A 14839-nucleotide genomic window follows, 5' to 3' on the forward strand; every position below is an offset into this window, starting at 1 on the left:
CGCCAACTGCCCGCGCGATCTCCTACCGTGACGCCATGGTCGCGAGTACGCTCCGTGCGGTCGTGCCGTCCGGCCAGGTCCACCCGGCGACGAGGCATCCGGACGACTCCCGCGCGGCCTCCGCCGGCCGCAGGACGCGGTTGATGCGAACGTCGAGCCCGCCGTCAGGGTCAGTGCCGTGCACGGTGACGGTCGGGTCGGGGGTGTCACTCCTGCTCTGGTGCTGCGGTATCGCCTCGCCGCGCAGGAGCGCGCGCAACTGCGCCATCACCACCGCGTCGTGGACGCCGTCGTAGATCCACCGAGTACCGAGCACCCCGTGCTCGGAGGTGCCGATCAGTGCCTCACCGGGGACGCCCTCCAGCGCCGCACCGCGGTAGCCCATCGGCACCAGATACGCCACCGGCTCCTGCGCGGTCGCGTCCACCACGACCATGAACTCGATCCCGACCGCTCCCTCCGGATCGTCCAGGCGGAACCCGCCGGCCTTGACCAGTTCCGGCGTCGGTGCGCCGCCCACGTACCAGCTCTGCTTCGGCAGCCAGTCGGCAAGCAACCCCAGCTTGGTGGGCGTCATGGTGGTGCGGTGGATGTAGGCCATGCGAGCTCCCTCGCGCGTGGGTCCGGGCCCGTCCTCCAACGGGATGTGATCGAACCTATAGGAAACGGCCGTGCCTCCCGAGCCCATGGCAACGGGCCCTCGGCGACGTATTCGTGACGGTCCGTCAGGAGTGTTATCACGACCCCCGGTCACCCGCGGAAGTTTTTACTGACGCGTAACTTCACAGTTGGGCTACTCGTCCGTAACTTGACGAGTGAACAGCATCCCGTGATCCGGATCACAGGGCGTAGTGCCGTCGCACCTCCCTTGAGCCGCAAGGAGATCACTCGATGCTGCCCTTCAAGCGCGCCCTCAGACCCCTCGCCGCCCTGCTGCTGGCCGCCGCCCTCGCCGTCGCCCCCGCCGCCACCGTCCATGCGGCCGGCGCTCCGAGCAGGGGCTGGAACGACTACAGCTGCAAGCCCTCCGCCGCCCACCCCCGCCCCGTCGTCCTCGTCCACGGCACCTTCGGCAACTCCGTCGACAACTGGCTGTCCCTCGCGCCGTACCTGAAGGACCGCGGGTACTGCGTCTTCTCCCTCGACTACGGCCAGTTGCCGGGCGTCCCGCTCTTCCACGGCCTCGGCCCCATCGACCAGTCGGCCGAGCAACTGCCCGCGTTCGTCGACCAGGTGCTCGCCGCGACCGGCGCCGCCAAGGCCGACCTCGTCGGCCACTCACAGGGCGGGATGATGCCCCGCTACTACCTGAGGTTCCTCGGTGGAGCCGCCAAGGTGAACGCCCTCGTCGGCATCGCACCCGACAACCACGGCACCACCCTCAGCGGCCTCACCAACCTCCTGCCCTACTTCCCGGGCGCGAGCGACCTGCTCAAGTCCGCGACCCCCGGCCTCGCCGACCAGATAACCGGGTCCGCCTTCCTCACCAAGCTCAACGCGGGCGGCGACACCGTGCCCGGCGTGCACTACACGGTCATCGCCACCCAGTACGACGAGGTGGCCACGCCGTGGCGCAGCCAGTACCTGAGCGGCCCCGACGTGCGCAACGTCCTGTTGCAGGACCTGTGCGCGGTCGACCTGTCCGAGCACGTGGCGATCGGCACGATCGACCGCGTCGCCTTCCACGAGGTGGCCAACGCGCTCGATCCCGCGCACGCCACCGCCACCACCTGCCTGTCGGTCTTCAGCTGACGTGCCGCGGGGCCTGCCCGTCCTGAGCCACCGGGCGGGCCCCGCCCGCCCCCGGCCGCGACCGCCGCCCGGCAGGCCGCCGGCTTCGGGCTCTTCGGGCCCTTTGCGGTCCGGCTGCGAGTCCAGTGCCGCAAGCGGCTGGTCCGACACGTCTTACGGCCCGGCCGCCGGTCATGTGTCCGGCCACCACGTGCGCGCGATGTCCTTGCGGACCTCGGGCCGTCCTGCGGGGCGCTCGTCGGCCTCCTCGCGGACGCGGCGGGTGTCCGTCTTCCTCAGGGGCTTGTGCACTGTCGCTCGGCGCATGGCTGCCTCCTTCGAGGCCTACCGGATCCGTCTGCGTACGGAGGTAGGACCTTTCGGGCGAGAGTCGCTTATCGGTGCGGGTCTGTCTGTGGCGGCTGTCACGATTCGGTTGTCAGTGGTGGGTGTCACTCTGGGGCTGGTCGGTGACGCGGTGGACCCGCCGGTGGGCGGGCAGTGCTTCGGGTGTCTGGGGCACGCTCACCCCCGTCGGCATACCCCCGGACCGGCTGACCATGCTTCTTCGGCCACTCGCCGCACACATCCACCTGGAGTCACTGTCGGCCGACGCACGGCTGTGGGGCCGGGAGGTGGACGACGAGCGGTACGCGGTGGTGGCCTCGAACTGAGCCGGCGCGCGTCGGCGCGGGAATCAGGTCAGCAGCGACTCGAAGCCGCCCGCGCGGGCCAGCCCCTCCAGTTCGTCGAGGGCGGCCAGGGCGGCGGCCGCGGCCGCGGGGTCGCTGTCCGCCAGGCCGCTCGCCGTGAACTCGTCCTCGTCCAGACGCCGTACGTCCGCGCCGTCGGCGGAGCGCCAGAGGTCCAGGTCGAGGTCCTCGACGACGAGGTCAGTGCCGGAGCGGGTGGCGGGGCGGGTGACGTCGCAGTACCAGCCCTTCAGCGCGCCCCCGGCGTCGCGGACCTCCTTCACCGAGTACCACCGGTCGCGCCAGTAGTGCTCGGTGAAGACGTCGCCCGGCTCGAAGCGAACGAAGCCGAAGTCGCGGACGCCTTCGCCCGCCCAACCGGCCCGGACGGTGACGCGCGTGCCGTCGTCGGACACGAGCACGCCTCGGTAGCGGATCTTGACCCGGCCGCCCTTGACGAGGACGACCTCCACCTCCGCCGGCGCCTGCGGGCGACCGCCGGTCTCAGCCGAGTTCGCGGACATGGCGCACCTCCGTCGCGCAGACCTCGTACCCGAACCACTCGTTGATCGCGATCATCGGGGCGTTGCCGGTGTCGTTGCCGGTGAACGCCTCCGTGTACCCGGCGGCCCGGGCGCGGTGCAGCGAGTCGTTCTTGGCGAGCTTGGCCAGGCCCCGGCCGCGGAAGGCGCGGGCGGTGCCCGTCATGCCGGTGCTGTAGCGGGTGCCGCCGTCGGTGCGGGCCGCGGTGAAGGCCGCGGGCCGGCCGTCGGCCACCGCCACCGAGGTCAGCTCCAGATCGAGCAGCGGGTGCCGCCAGGTCTCCTCCAGCCAGGCCTCGTAGTCGGTGAACTCGAAGTCCACGTCGCCCGGCTCGTCCGCGGTCGTCTCCGCGTCCAGCTCGAACAGGGGACGCGGGTCGTCGGCGTAGTCGGAGGCCCGGCGCAGCTCCACGCCCGGGGGCGGGTCCTGGAGCGGGGGGAGCGTGCCGTTCGCCAGGTCCAGGCGCAGGAAGTAGGCGGAGCGGCTGGGGCGGTAGCCGTGCGACCGGGCGAAGGCACGGTTGCCCGGCTCGTCCAGGACCCAGGAGTGCAGCCGGGCCGCCCCGTGCGTCGCCATGTGCTCCTCGGCGGCCCGCACGAGCAGTGTGCCGACGCCGCGGCGGGTGTGCCCGGGGTGCACGTACACGTTGACGTTGCCCTGGCCGGGCTCGGTGCTCTCGTGGGACAGGTGCACCTGCGCGGTGCCGATCACCTCGCCGTCCGCCACGGCGACCAGCGGCCGGTAGTGGGCGTCGGGGTGCATGCGGGTGAGGTCGTGGACGAGCGAGTCGGGGGTGACGAGTATGTACGGCAACGCGAGGTGCCGGACGCGGGCGAAGCCCTCGAGGTCGGCCGGCACGTCGGGGCGCAGCTCCCGGATCATCACGGTCATGGTGGGGCACGCTACGGCGGGGACCGCCGGGGCGCCTCCTATTTTCCGCTGGGTCGGACGCGTACGCGTGCGGGACAATCACCCCGTGACCTTGAAGATCCACATCGAGGACGGGGCGCCCCCCTACGAGCAGGTGCGGGCGCAGATCTCCGAGCAGGCGCGGTCGGGGGTGCTGCCGGTGGGGTACCGGCTGCCCACGGTGCGCGGGCTGGCCGAGTCGCTCGGGCTCGCGGCGAACACCGTCGCCAAGGCCTACCGGGCGCTGGAGGCGGACGGCGTGATCGAGACGCGCGGGCGCAACGGCACGTTCGTGGCCGCCGCGGACTCGGCGGCGGCGCGGGAGACGGCGGCCGCCGCCCACGCGTACGCCGAGCGGGTGCGCCGGCTCGGGCTCACCGAGGACGACGCGCTCGCCGCCGTCCGGGACGCCCTGCGGGCGGCCTACGGGGAGCGGTAGGGCCCTCAGGGGCGGCGGCCGTGCGACGTCACCGGCCCGGCGGGACCTTCGGCCGGTCACCCATGAGCGCCGGGGTGCGGGTCACCGCCAGGCCCGCCCTCCCGGCCGCCCGCGCGAACACCACCGCGTCCTGGACCGCCGCCCCCGTCGGGTCGTTGTTGAAGTAGGCGTACACGTCCCGCTCGCCCGGCCAGGTGGTGGCGATCCGGTCCACCCAGGTCTCCAGCGACCGCCGGCCGTAGTGCGGCCAGGCCCGGGCGCGGCCCACGTGGAAGCGGACGTATCCCCAGCCGGCCGTCCGCCACAGCGGCGTGACCGGGCGGGCGTAGGCGTCGGCCCAGCACAGGGCGGCGCCCCGGGCCCGGAGGACCTCGCGCACCCGCGGCGTCCACCACGACGCGTGGCGCGGTTCGACCGCGACCCGGGTGCCGGACGGGAAGCACGCCAGGCACGCGTCCAGCAGGTCCGGATCCGCGCGCAGGTTGGGCGGGAGCTGGAGCAGCACCGGACCGAGCCGGTCGCCGAGGCCCGCCGCGTGCGACATCAGGCGGTGCACCGGCTCCTCGGGGTCCTTCAGCCGCTTGATGTGGGTGAGGTACCGGCTCGCCTTCACCGCGACCACGAAGTCCGCCGGGACCCGCTCCCGCCAGGCCTCGAAGGTCTCCCGCGCGGGCAGCCGGTAGAAGGCGTTGTTGACCTCCAGGGTGGCGAAGGCGGCGGCGTACTCCTCCAGCCACAGCCGCGTGGGGCACCCCTGCGGGTACAGCACGCCCCGCCAGTCCTTGTACTGCCAGCCCGACGTCCCGACGAACAGGGTCATACGCCCATCAAAGCACCGGTGCCCACCCGGGGACCCGTCACAGGTACAGGCCCGCGTCGGCCCCCTCGCGCGGCTCGGGCAGCGCCGTCGGCGACGTGCCCCGCCGCAGCGCGTACAGCTCGGCGAGGGTCGCCCCCTCGCGGCCCACGCCCTCCTCGGTGCCCAGCCAGTCCACCGCCTCGCGGCGGGTCAGCGGGCCCACCTCGATGCGGGCCAGGCACCGGCCCGGGCGGACCACGGCCGGGTGCAGGCGCTCCAGGTCCTCGTTGGTCGTCACCCCGACCAGCACGTTGCGCCCCTGGCCGAGCAGGCCGTCGGTGAGGTTCAGCAGCCGGGACAGCGCCTGGCCCGCGGTGTGCTTGGCCTCGCCCCGGATCAGCTCGTCGCAGTCCTCCAGCAGGAGCAGCCGCCAGCGCCCCTTGCCCGCCGTGTCCTCCTCGCCGATGGCGATGTCCATGAGGTAGCCGACGTCGCCGAACAGCCGCTCCGGGTCCAGCACGCAGTCCACCTGGCACCAGTCGCGCCAGGACCGGGCCAGGGTCCGCAGCGCCGAGGTCTTGCCGGTGCCCGGCGGGCCGTGCAGCAGGAGCAGCCGGCCCGCGATGTCCTCGGGGGTCGTCTTCATCAGCCGGTCCATGGCGTCGGCGACCGGGGCGGTGTAGTTCGGCCGCAGCTCGTCCCAGGTGCCCGCCGAGATCTGCCGGGTGGTGCGGTGCGGGCCGCGCCGGGGCGAGACGTACCAGAAGCCCATCGTCACGTTCTCCGGCTGCGGCGCCGGCTCGTCCGCGGCGCCGTCCGTCGCCTCCTCCAGCACCTTCTCGGCCAGCTCGGCGCTGGTCGCGGTGACCGTGACGTCGGCGCCCCGGTTCCACCGGGAGACCAGCAGCGTCCAGCCCTCGCCCTCGGCGAGGGTCGCGCTGCGGTCGTCGTCGCGGGCCGCGCGCAGCACCCGGGCGTCCTGGGGCAGCAGGGCGGCGCCGGGGCGCACGCGGTCGATGTTCACCGCGTGCGAGTACGGCTGCTCGCCCGACGCGAAGCGGCCGAGGAACAGCGCGTCGACGACGTCGGACGGCGAGTCGGAGTCGTCGACGTTGAGCCGGATCGGCAGAGCGTCGTGCGGGTTCGCGGACATGCCGCCATGATCTGTCACACGGCCGCCGTGCGCACCCGGTTTCCCCGCGCGTCCCGCGCCCGGCGCTCCGGCAAAGTACCCGGCGGGCCGAGCCTGCCCGAACCCTGTCCCGTGGATGATGTCCGCCCGTACTGTTGTCCTTGATGAGACGTCATGGGGGGAATCCGGAGGCGGGGCGGTGGCGGCTCACCGCGCTGCTCGGCGCGGGAGTGACGGCGGTGGCCCTGGTCGTGGCCCTGCTCAGCACGCTTCCCGGCGGCGCGAGCACCGAGGGCACCACACGCGACGGCGGCAGGGTGCACGGGACACCGGCGACCCCGCCCGAAGACGACGGGCCGGACGTCGGCTGGGGCTTCACCCACACCCAGTTCAGCGCCGACGAGGGCAGCGCCGCCGCGACCGGCCGGGCCGGAGAGCTGCTGGCGCGGGACGGCGGCCTGCCGCAGAACCAGGCGATCATGGGCTGGGGTGCCGACAACCCCGAGCCGGTCAAGGGGCGTTACGACTTCGAGGCACTGGACCGGCGGATCGACTTCGTCCGCGCCTCGGGCGGCACCCCGGTGATCACGCTGTGCTGTGCGCCCGACTGGATGAAGGGCGGCCGGGCCGGCGTGGACAACACCGACTGGAGCCAGGACGCCCTGGAGACCGCCCCGACCCGCGGCCACTACAAGGACTACGCGGCACTCGCCGCGACCGTCGCCAAGCGCTACCCGGACGTACGCCACTTCATCGTCTGGAACGAGTTCAAGGGCTTCTGGAACAACGCCGAGGGCCGCTGGGACTACGAGGGCTACACCGACCTCTACAACCTCGTCTACAAGGCGCTCAAACGGGTCGACCCCAAGATCATGGTGGGCGGGCCGTACCTGGTGATGGACAGCGTCGACCCGCGGCAGAAGCAGGACGCCTCCACCGTCCTGCGGGGCCCCTGGGGAGCCATGGACCAGCGGGTCCTGGACGCCTTCGCCTACTGGAACGAGCACAAGGCGGGCGCCGACTTCGTCGTCGTGGACGGCTCCAGCTACACCAAGGACGACGACCTGCTGCCCGACGAGTTCCGCGCCACCGACAAGCTCACGGACGTCGGCCGCTGGGTGCGACGGCAGACGGGCGGCCTGCCGTTGTGGTGGGCTGAGTACTACGTCGAGCCCGCCGACCGCAACGACGACCGCAAGGACTGGTCCGAACCGCACCGCGTCGCCGTCCAGGCCGCCGGCCTGATCGCCATGGCCAGGGGAGGCGCCTCCACCGGCTTCTACTGGAACCCCGAGAACCGCACGGGCGACTGCCCCGGCTGCCTGTGGACCCCGACCGACTCCTCCGGGGGCGGCCGGGCGCTGCCCATGCACGACCTGGTCTCCCGCTTCCACCGGGCGTTCCCGCCGGGCACCGGGTACCGGACGGTCTCCGTCGCCCCGGACGACGTGCCCAACGTGCGCGTCCTGGCCGACGACCGGACGGTCCTGGTGGTCAACACCCTGAACCGCACGATCAGCGCGCAGGTCGACGGCAGGCGCTTCGACATGAAGGCGTACGAGGTGAAGTGGCTGCGGCGGTAGCCCGCCGCAGCCGCTCCGCCCGCCGTCCGCTCAGCCGCCTCCCAGGGTCAGGAACCGCTGCACCAGCGAGGCGAACAGCACCGCAAGCAGCGGCAGCGAGAACCAGAAGCTGCCCTGGAGCCACCGCAGCCGGCGCACACTGGGCCGCATCACGACCCGGGTGAGCTCCCGGGCCGTCAGCATCACGGTCAGCGCCAGCGCCGCCAGCGCGCCGACCACCGACCACGGCGTCCACGTCACCCGCGGCCCGATCGGCCCCGGGTTCGGCTCGGGCACGGGACCGGAGGGCTGCTCGCGCAGCCCGTACAGGCTCACGTCGTCGTTGCCGAGGACCTTCCTCAGCTCCCGCCGGTCGTCGAGGTGGCGCACCAGCCGCGACTCCCAGGAGGCCGAGTAGCCCACGTCCATCCGCAGATACGTCACCTGACTGCGGTTGACCATCAGGTACGCGTTCGGGCCCGCGTCCTTGAGCGACTTGACCAGTCCGGAGACCAGCACCGGGTCGGTCGGCGCCAGGGTGGGCACGTAGTCGACGCGCTCCATGTCCCGCGCGCCCCACGGCATGGCCGGAGTGACGTTGGTGGCCGGGTCGTTGCTCAGCCACAGCAGCCGTACCGTCGGCCTGTCGTGGGCGTACACGTAGTCCATGGCCGCGACCTCGCCGGGCCGGATCCGCTCGAAGGTCTCGTTGCCCCACCGGGCGACGAGGAAGCCGCCCATGAGCAGCAGGCCCGCCATCAGCGCGGCCAGCGGCGCCAGGCTCACCCGGTCCTTGTCCCGTTCCTCCGCGGTGGCGCCGGTGCGCGGGAAGAGCGCGAGCGCGGCGAGCAGGGCGGCCCCGGGCAGGGCGAACATGAAGACCCGCAGCGCCATCTCGCCGCCGTAGGACTGCATGCCGAAGCCGAGGAACGGCACGAAGGCGAGCACCGGCAGGGACCGCTCGCGGTACTTGTGCTCGCGCCGCCGCCACCAGCCCCAGCAGGCGAAGGCCATCACGGAACCGGCCAGCAGCACGCGCGTGTACAGCACCAGCTTGTGGGTCGAGTCGCCGCCCTGGATCCGGCCGGAGACGGACGTCGAGACATTGCTGCCGACCCCGCCGACCCCGCCGAACAGCTCGTCGAAGTGCCCGGACCAGTACGGCTCGGCCATGAACCCCAGCCAGAACGCCGCCAGCACCGCGAACAGCACCGGCAGACCGCGCAGTTCGGACCTGCGGACCAGGACAAGAACGGCCAGCACGCCCAGCATCACGAACGGGGTGAGCTGGTGCGCCGGGACACTGGCGGCGAACAGGCCGATCAGCACCAGGAGCAGCACCGCCCGCTGCCGGCGGTCGGTCGGCTCCACCTCCGCCTCGCCGGGCCGGGCCTTGGTCCACAGCATCCGCGGCGCCCGGAACCAGACGAGGAGGATCGCCACGAAGGCCAGGTACAGCAGATAGGTGAAGCCCTGCGGGGAGAAGTAGTCCTGGCCCACCCAGCCGCCGAGCACGAAGATCCACACGCCGGTCCACCTGGCCCGCCAGCTCGCCCGCAGTGAGCGGGTCAGCAGGAACATGGGCGGCAGGTAAAGCAGTTGGACGGTCAGCGGCCACCAGCGGATGACCTCGGTGAGGTCGCTCAGACCGCAGGCGCGGGCGACGAAGGCGGCCACCGCGAAGAACCCGGGCCAGCTCCACCGCGCGTCCAGGTCCGGTACGGCCGCTCCGGTGCGGTCGATGAAGTCGAGGAAGCCGAGGTGCTGCCAGGCGGTGGCGAAGCGCGGCTCGCTCTCGATCACCGCGGGCAGCGCGTGCAGGGAGACGACGGTGGCGACCAGGGTGACCAGCAGCAGCGCCCGGTGTTCGCGGCGCAGCCACAGCAGCGCGGCGAACACCCCGATCAGCAGCGCGGCGCCGGCCAGGGTCGGCAGCGGCAGCACCGAGACGAGGCCGAGGCCGCCCATCCGGTCCAGGTCGGAGTCGTCCAGACGCAGCGCGGGCTCCCAGTACAGCAGCAGGGCCGCGGTCAGCAGACAGCCGAGCAGGACGCCGGCCCGGGTGGGCACGAGCCGCCGCCGCCAGGACGGGCCGGGCCCGCTCGGGGCGACGGCGTCCTCCTGAGCCGCGACCTCCCGCGGCGAGGTCCCCACCCCCACCTCCGACACGACGCCCCGGCCCCCGGCCGCCAAGCCAGCCTCCGGTACGACGGCACGCTCGCCGGTGGAGTACGGGCCGTCCGGTGCGACGGCCGGATCGGTGGTGCATGACCCGTCCGGTGCGGCGGCACGCTCGTCGGTGGTGTACGGCTCGTCCGGTGCGGCGGCCCGTTCGCCGGGGGAGCAGGGGCCGTTCGGTGCGGCGGCACGCTCGGCGGGGGAGTACGAGCCGTCCGGTAGCACGGCCCGCTCCTCCGTCCCGAACGGGGCGTCCACCTCCCGTTCGGCCGGTTCCGGCGAGGAGGGCGGGTCCGGCTTCCTCTCCTCCACCGGCAGTCCCAGCGCCTGCGGGCCGTGCGGCCCGGCCGGCGGCAGGTCGGGGTCCGCCGCGGCGGTGCCGCCGGTCGGGGTGCCCGGTCCGGGGCGTACGTCAGGCCGGCGCTCCACGTGGTCGAAGTCGACGTGGAGGCCCAGGGCGAGGGTGTCGGAGTCCAGCGCCCAGGTGGGCCGCCGGGGCGGCGAGGTGTCGGCGGGGACCTCGCGCGCCCCCAGGTCGGCGAGGTCCCCGTCGGGCGCCGCCTCGTCCAGGACGCCTGCGGCGGGCGCGGCCCTGACGGTCCGGTACAGCCTCGGCGCGGCGATCGCGACGATCACGGCCAGGCTGGAGATCTCCGCGACGCCGGCACCGGTCAGTCCCATCCGGGGGAGCAGCAGCACCGTCAGGCCAAGGACCAGCGCGCACAACAGACCCTGCAACCAGGCCAGTCCGGCGGTACGGCTCTGGGCACGCAGCACGGCGAAGTACGTCTCCATCACGACCCGCAGCAGCGCGCCGACGGCGAACCAGCGCAGCAGCGGGGTGGCCGCGTGCGCGTAGCCCTCGCCGAAGACGTGCAGGATGTACGGAGCCAGCAGGAACAGCAGTCCGCAGATGGGCAGCATGATGCGGGCCATCCGCTTCAGCGCCGCGCGGGTGTTGGCGGCCAGCCGGGCCGGGTCGTGCGACCCCTCGACGGTCAGCGAGGCACCCATGTTGATGGCGAGCAGGTTGACCGTGCCGCCGATCGTGGTCGTGATGTAGAAGTACGCGTTGTCGGCGGAACTGACCTGCGCGGCGATGATCACCGGCACCAGGTAGACGACCGCGAGGGAGAACAGCGAGCCGGTGTAGTCGCCGGCCAGGAACCGCCCGAGCTCCTTGGCCGTCGGCGGCTTGGCGTGGTCCTCGGTCGCCCGTACGTGCCGGGGCACCAGACGCCGGAACACCAGCCAGCCCAGCGGCACGATGGAGAAGGCGATCGCCGCGACCCAGGAGACGAAGACGCCGGTCGTCGGGATCGCGGCGGCGAGTCCCACCAGCAGGGCCAGCTTCACCGCCGAGAACACGGTGTTGCCCACGGGCACCCAGGGCGCGTTGCGCAGCCCGGTCAGCACCCCGTCCTGGAGGGTGAGCAGGTTCCACGCCATGACGGCGACGACGAAGCCGAGGCCGTGGCTGAGCCCGTGCAGGAAGCGGTACGACGGCCCCCACATGTCGAGGGTCAGCAGGAACACCCCGGCCGCGCACGCCACGATCACCGAACTGCCGGCGTACGTACGGGCGATGAGGCGCCTGGTGGCGTAGCCGGCGATGGGGATGAAGCGGGCCAGGGCGCCGGTGAGCGTGACCGCCGTCAGCCCGGCGAGGAGCTTCATGGCGGCGATGGCGGCCGAGCCCTGGCCGACCGCGTCGTCGGAGTAGTAACGGGCGGCGACCAGCCAGTAGCCGAGGCCCAGCACCGCGGAGATCCCGGTGTTGAGCATCAGCGCGTAGGCGTTGCGGAACAGCGGGTTGCCGCCCGGGGACCGGCCCCGTCCGGGCAGCCGCAGACGGCGCCCCTGCTGCTCGGGCGCCTCGGGCCCGGTGGCCGATGCCTCGGTGGTGGTGGTCGTGTCAGACACGGGTACGGATGGCCTTCCGGCGGACCTGTCGGGCTCTGCGGACCATGGCGTAACCCTTGGTGAGGGCACGGTCCCTGGCGAAGTTCCGGGTGATCGCGCGGCCCTGGACGATCCGCTCGAACTCCTCGGTGGTGGTGGTGCGGCGCACGGTGAGTCGGCGCAGGGCGTACGGGCCCTGCCGTCGGCGGGCCAGGGCGTTGCCGACGGCGAGGGCCTGGGTGAAGCCCGCCGCCCGCACCCGGGCCCGTACCCGGCTGCTGGAGTAGCCGTAGGGGTAGGCGAACGAGGCGGGCATGGTGCCCAGTTCACCGGCGACGATCTCCTTGCAGCGGATCAGCTCCGACCACAGGGTGGCGTCGTCGAGCTGGTCGAGCTGCGGATGGGTGTGGCTGTGCCCGCCGATCTCGACCCCGCCGGCCGCGAGTTCGCGCACCTGGTCCCAGTCGAGCATGGTGTCCAGGCCCCCGCCGGTGTCGTGGGCGCCGCGGATCCAGCCCGTGGAGACGAACAGCGTGGCGGGGAAGCCGTAGTGGTCCAGTGTCGGCAGGGCGTAGCGGTGCACGCCCTCGTACCCGTCGTCGAAGGTGATCAGGACGGGGTTCGGGGGCAGCGGCGGCAGGCCCGTGCCGCGCCAGTGCCCGGCCAGCCGGGCCGTGGTGACCGGCTGGAAGCCCCGGTCCTTGAGCACGGCCATCTGCTCCGCGAACGCCTCCGGCGCCACGGACAGTTCGCGGGTGGCCTCGTGGGGCTCCGGCGCGACCGCGTGGTACATGAGCACCGGCACGGGCACGTCGATACGGCCGTTCATGCGGTAGGTCCCCCCTTGTCCTGCGCGGCCCTTCCATCCGGCGCCGTCCGCGCGGTCGTCCCGCTCGGCGGGGTCTGGTCGATTGCGGTCGCCGAGAACGTCGTGCCGGTCCGCCGGGCCCTGGCGCTGCCGACGGCGTAGCCGCCCGCGGCCGTGAGTACCCCGGCGACGATCGCTCCGGCCCGGCCCGCGCCGCCCGGTCGGGCCAGCAGCGCGTCCCGCAGCCCGCGGGCCACCCCGGCGGGCAGCACCCGGGTGCTGTAGCGGCGCTCGGACTCGAGGCCCTTCTGCGCGCCGACGCTCCGCGCGACCAGCGCCTTGGACAGGCCCTCGGCGTAGGCGCGGGTGCGGAAGTAGCGGAAGTGCTCGCGTGCCTCGGGCACCCGGTGGTGGATGACGGCCCGGTCGTCGATCAGGAGGACCGCGTCCGGCCGGGCCCGGGTGAGCCGGATGCACAGCTCCGTCTCCTCGCAGCCCAGCGGGCGCTTGTCGCCGTCGCGGCCGATGCCGGTGGCGAAGCCGCCCGCCGCCTCGAACGCCGTGCGACGGAAGGAGGCGTTGCCGCCGAGCACGTTGCGCACCCGGACCCGGCCGGGCGGCAGGCCGCGGTAGGTGCAGCCCACCACCCAGTCGAACTCCTCCGGGAACCAGGCCGGCCGGCGGCCCGACGCCCAGACCGGAACCGTCCGGCCGCCCACGGCCATGACCCGCGGGTCCGCGTACCCCTCGGCGAAGTACCGCAGCCAGTCGCGCTCGGCCACGGCGTCGTCGTCGAGGAAGGCGACGATCTCGCCGCGGGAGGCGGCGATGCCGGTGTTGCGGCCGGCGGACAGGCCGCGCGGGCCCGCGTTGGCGAGCACCCGCACCCCGCCCCCGTCCCGGTACTCCCTGTACTCCTTGTACTCCTCGGCCAGCCTCTCCAGCAGCGCCGGGTTGTGGTCCACCACCAGGAGGGTCTCCAGGGCGGTCCGGGACTGCGCCCGCACCGAGGAGACCGCCGCGAGGATGTCCTCCCAGCGGTCCTCGGTGTAGACGCAGATCACGACGGAGATGCCGAGACCGCTCAAGACACCTCTCCCCGCAGCGCTTCGAGCATCGGGGACCGGCGGACCCGCCGGCGCAGTTCACGCCGGTTGGAGCGCTCCGCGAGGATCACCTTCAGCACCCGCAGCCCGTCCCGCACGGCGCGCAGATTGCTGGTGCCGTGGATGCGCAGGTACTCGTGGCTGGGGATCTCCTGCACCTTCAGTCCGGTCTTGACCACTCTGATGTTCATCAGCGTCTCGACCTCGAAGCCGGTGCAGTCCAGCTCGATCTTGTCCAGGCAGTGCCGCCAGAACGCGTTGTACCCGTAGCACAGGTCGGTGTAGCGGGCGCCGAACTTGCGGTTGACCACGGCGCACAGGGCCCGGTTGCCGAGTTTGCGGATGAAGGTCATGTCGTCGGTGCCCCCGCCGTTGGCGAAGCGGGAGCCCTTGGCGAAGTCCGCGCCCGAGACCAGGGCGGAGACATAGGAGACGATCTCGCCGCCGTCGGCCGAGCCGTCCGCGTCGACCATCACGATGATGTCGCCGGTGCACTCCTCGAAGCCGGTGATCAGGGCATCCCCCTTGCCCTTGCCGTGCTGCCCGACGACCTTCACCTTGGGCCACAGTTCCCGGGCCACCTCGACGGTGCCGTCGGTGGAGTTGCCGTCCACGAGAACCACTTCGTGGATCCACTCCGGAAGCGTCTTGAAGACGTAGGGCAAGTTCTCCGCCTCGTTCATGGCGGGGATCACCACGCTCACCGGCGGTGTGATGGCCAGGTGCGAGGAGATGGGCCGGTATTCCGTGGTGAGCGTCGGACCCTGTCCCGACGAAGGCGGGCGCAGAACGGAGCTCATGAGTCGTGTTCCCTCTCGTCCGGCGGGTCGCCCGCCCCTCGGGCGGCCCGGCTGTGTGTCCGGTTCGAAAGGGGGGTTGATCACCCGGGGCGCGCCGGAACGGTTCTCCTGACACGCCGGGTGAGCTGGCGAAGCTGCCCGGCCTGCCGGAAGAACGGCAGCCGGTCGCGCGGCACGGCCCGGTCACACCTGCGGTCACCGAGCACGGCACCCCCCTACCGCGCTCCGCGCCGGAACG

13 protein-coding genes and 1 pseudogene are annotated in these 14839 nt (G+C 72.9%); 4 read left to right on the forward strand and 10 right to left on the reverse strand.

The window, feature by feature from the left end; all coding sequences use genetic code 11:
* Positions 1–22: 22 nt before the first annotated feature.
* Positions 23–601, reverse strand: a complete 579-nt coding sequence (locus ACTYVM_RS06770; RefSeq protein WP_445525016.1) for a maltokinase N-terminal cap-like domain-containing protein — start codon at positions 599–601, stop codon at positions 23–25.
* Positions 602–891: 290 nt separating this feature from the next.
* On the opposite strand from ACTYVM_RS06770, the gene ACTYVM_RS06775 reads away from it, so the two are divergent.
* Positions 892–1752: an esterase/lipase family protein gene (locus tag ACTYVM_RS06775; RefSeq protein WP_445525017.1), complete on the forward strand. Its 861-nt coding sequence runs from the start codon at positions 892–894 to the stop codon at positions 1750–1752.
* Positions 1753–1923: 171 nt separating this feature from the next.
* On the opposite strand, the gene ACTYVM_RS06780 is transcribed toward ACTYVM_RS06775, so the two are convergent.
* A complete protein-coding gene (locus ACTYVM_RS06780; RefSeq protein WP_445525018.1) occupies positions 1924–2058 on the reverse strand; it encodes a hypothetical protein in 135 nt (44 codons plus the stop codon).
* A 182-nt stretch (positions 2059–2240) separates the two neighbouring features.
* On the opposite strand from ACTYVM_RS06780, the pseudogene ACTYVM_RS06785 reads away from it, so the two are divergent.
* Positions 2241–2405: pseudogene (locus ACTYVM_RS06785) on the forward strand (SAM-dependent methyltransferase); the annotation flags it as partial.
* A 23-nt stretch (positions 2406–2428) separates the two neighbouring features.
* Here ACTYVM_RS06785 and ACTYVM_RS06790 read toward each other — a convergent pair.
* Both ACTYVM_RS06790 and ACTYVM_RS06795 read right to left on the reverse strand, forming a co-directional pair.
* Positions 2429–2947: a ribonuclease FAU-1 family protein gene (locus ACTYVM_RS06790; RefSeq protein ID WP_445525019.1), complete on the reverse strand. Its 519-nt coding sequence runs from the start codon at positions 2945–2947 to the stop codon at positions 2429–2431.
* Positions 2928–3857, reverse strand: a complete 930-nt coding sequence (locus tag ACTYVM_RS06795; protein WP_445525020.1) for a GNAT family N-acetyltransferase — start codon at positions 3855–3857, stop codon at positions 2928–2930. The genes ACTYVM_RS06790 and ACTYVM_RS06795 overlap by 20 nt, the downstream gene beginning before the upstream one ends.
* Positions 3858–3942: 85 nt before the next feature.
* Here ACTYVM_RS06795 and ACTYVM_RS06800 point away from each other — a divergent pair, with 85 nt between their 5' ends.
* Positions 3943–4314: a GntR family transcriptional regulator gene (locus ACTYVM_RS06800; RefSeq protein WP_445525021.1), complete on the forward strand. Its 372-nt coding sequence runs from the start codon at positions 3943–3945 to the stop codon at positions 4312–4314.
* A gap of 28 nt (positions 4315–4342) precedes the next feature.
* Here the strand turns inward: ACTYVM_RS06800 and ACTYVM_RS06805 are convergent, their stop codons facing one another.
* Positions 4343–5134, reverse strand: a complete 792-nt coding sequence (locus ACTYVM_RS06805; protein ID WP_445525022.1) for a DUF72 domain-containing protein — start codon at positions 5132–5134, stop codon at positions 4343–4345.
* Positions 5135–5171: 37 nt separating this feature from the next.
* Positions 5172–6266, reverse strand: coding sequence for a DUF5925 domain-containing protein (locus ACTYVM_RS06810; RefSeq protein ID WP_445525023.1), 1095 nt, complete (start codon positions 6264–6266; stop codon positions 5172–5174).
* Positions 6267–6409: 143 nt separating this feature from the next.
* Between ACTYVM_RS06810 and ACTYVM_RS06815 the strand changes: the two genes are divergently transcribed.
* Positions 6410–7828, forward strand: a complete 1419-nt coding sequence (locus tag ACTYVM_RS06815) for a GH39 family glycosyl hydrolase (RefSeq protein ID WP_445525024.1) — start codon at positions 6410–6412, stop codon at positions 7826–7828.
* A gap of 30 nt (positions 7829–7858) precedes the next feature.
* Here ACTYVM_RS06815 and ACTYVM_RS06820 read toward each other — a convergent pair whose 3' ends face one another.
* Genes ACTYVM_RS06820 through ACTYVM_RS06835 form a run of 4 tightly spaced genes read right to left on the reverse strand, consistent with a single transcriptional unit; the run spans position 7859 to position 14601 of the window.
* A complete protein-coding gene (locus tag ACTYVM_RS06820; RefSeq protein WP_445525025.1) occupies positions 7859–11908 on the reverse strand; it encodes a lipopolysaccharide biosynthesis protein in 4050 nt (1349 codons plus the stop codon).
* Entirely contained in the window at positions 11901–12716 is an 816-nt protein-coding gene (locus ACTYVM_RS06825) for a polysaccharide deacetylase family protein (RefSeq protein WP_445525026.1), read from the reverse strand. The genes ACTYVM_RS06820 and ACTYVM_RS06825 overlap by 8 nt, the downstream gene beginning before the upstream one ends.
* Entirely contained in the window at positions 12713–13783 is a 1071-nt protein-coding gene (locus ACTYVM_RS06830; protein ID WP_445525027.1) for a glycosyltransferase family 2 protein, read from the reverse strand. Before ACTYVM_RS06830 ends, ACTYVM_RS06825 begins: the two co-directional genes overlap by 4 nt.
* Positions 13780–14601: a glycosyltransferase family 2 protein gene (locus ACTYVM_RS06835; RefSeq protein ID WP_445525028.1), complete on the reverse strand. Its 822-nt coding sequence runs from the start codon at positions 14599–14601 to the stop codon at positions 13780–13782. The genes ACTYVM_RS06830 and ACTYVM_RS06835 overlap by 4 nt, the downstream gene beginning before the upstream one ends.
* Positions 14602–14839: the final 238 nt, after the last annotated feature.

The organism is Streptomyces cyslabdanicus (genome assembly GCF_052663305.1).

What these genes read in the sequence shown, in the direction of transcription:
- ACTYVM_RS06770 (WP_445525016.1), bottom strand. Translation starts at nt 601, where the DNA reads ATGGCCTACATCCACCGCACCACCATGACGCCCACCAAGCTGGGGTTG.
- ACTYVM_RS06775 (WP_445525017.1), top strand. Translation starts at nt 892, where the DNA reads ATGCTGCCCTTCAAGCGCGCCCTCAGACCCCTCGCCGCCCTGCTGCTG.
- ACTYVM_RS06780 (WP_445525018.1), bottom strand. Translation starts at nt 2,058, where the DNA reads ATGCGCCGAGCGACAGTGCACAAGCCCCTGAGGAAGACGGACACCCGC.
- ACTYVM_RS06790 (WP_445525019.1), bottom strand. Translation starts at nt 2,947, where the DNA reads ATGTCCGCGAACTCGGCTGAGACCGGCGGTCGCCCGCAGGCGCCGGCG.
- ACTYVM_RS06795 (WP_445525020.1), bottom strand. Translation starts at nt 3,857, where the DNA reads ATGACCGTGATGATCCGGGAGCTGCGCCCCGACGTGCCGGCCGACCTC.
- ACTYVM_RS06805 (WP_445525022.1), bottom strand. Translation starts at nt 5,134, where the DNA reads ATGACCCTGTTCGTCGGGACGTCGGGCTGGCAGTACAAGGACTGGCGG.
- ACTYVM_RS06810 (WP_445525023.1), bottom strand. Translation starts at nt 6,266, where the DNA reads ATGTCCGCGAACCCGCACGACGCTCTGCCGATCCGGCTCAACGTCGAC.
- ACTYVM_RS06815 (WP_445525024.1), top strand. Translation starts at nt 6,410, where the DNA reads ATGAGACGTCATGGGGGGAATCCGGAGGCGGGGCGGTGGCGGCTCACC.
- ACTYVM_RS06825 (WP_445525026.1), bottom strand. Translation starts at nt 12,716, where the DNA reads ATGAACGGCCGTATCGACGTGCCCGTGCCGGTGCTCATGTACCACGCG.
- ACTYVM_RS06835 (WP_445525028.1), bottom strand. Translation starts at nt 14,601, where the DNA reads ATGAGCTCCGTTCTGCGCCCGCCTTCGTCGGGACAGGGTCCGACGCTC.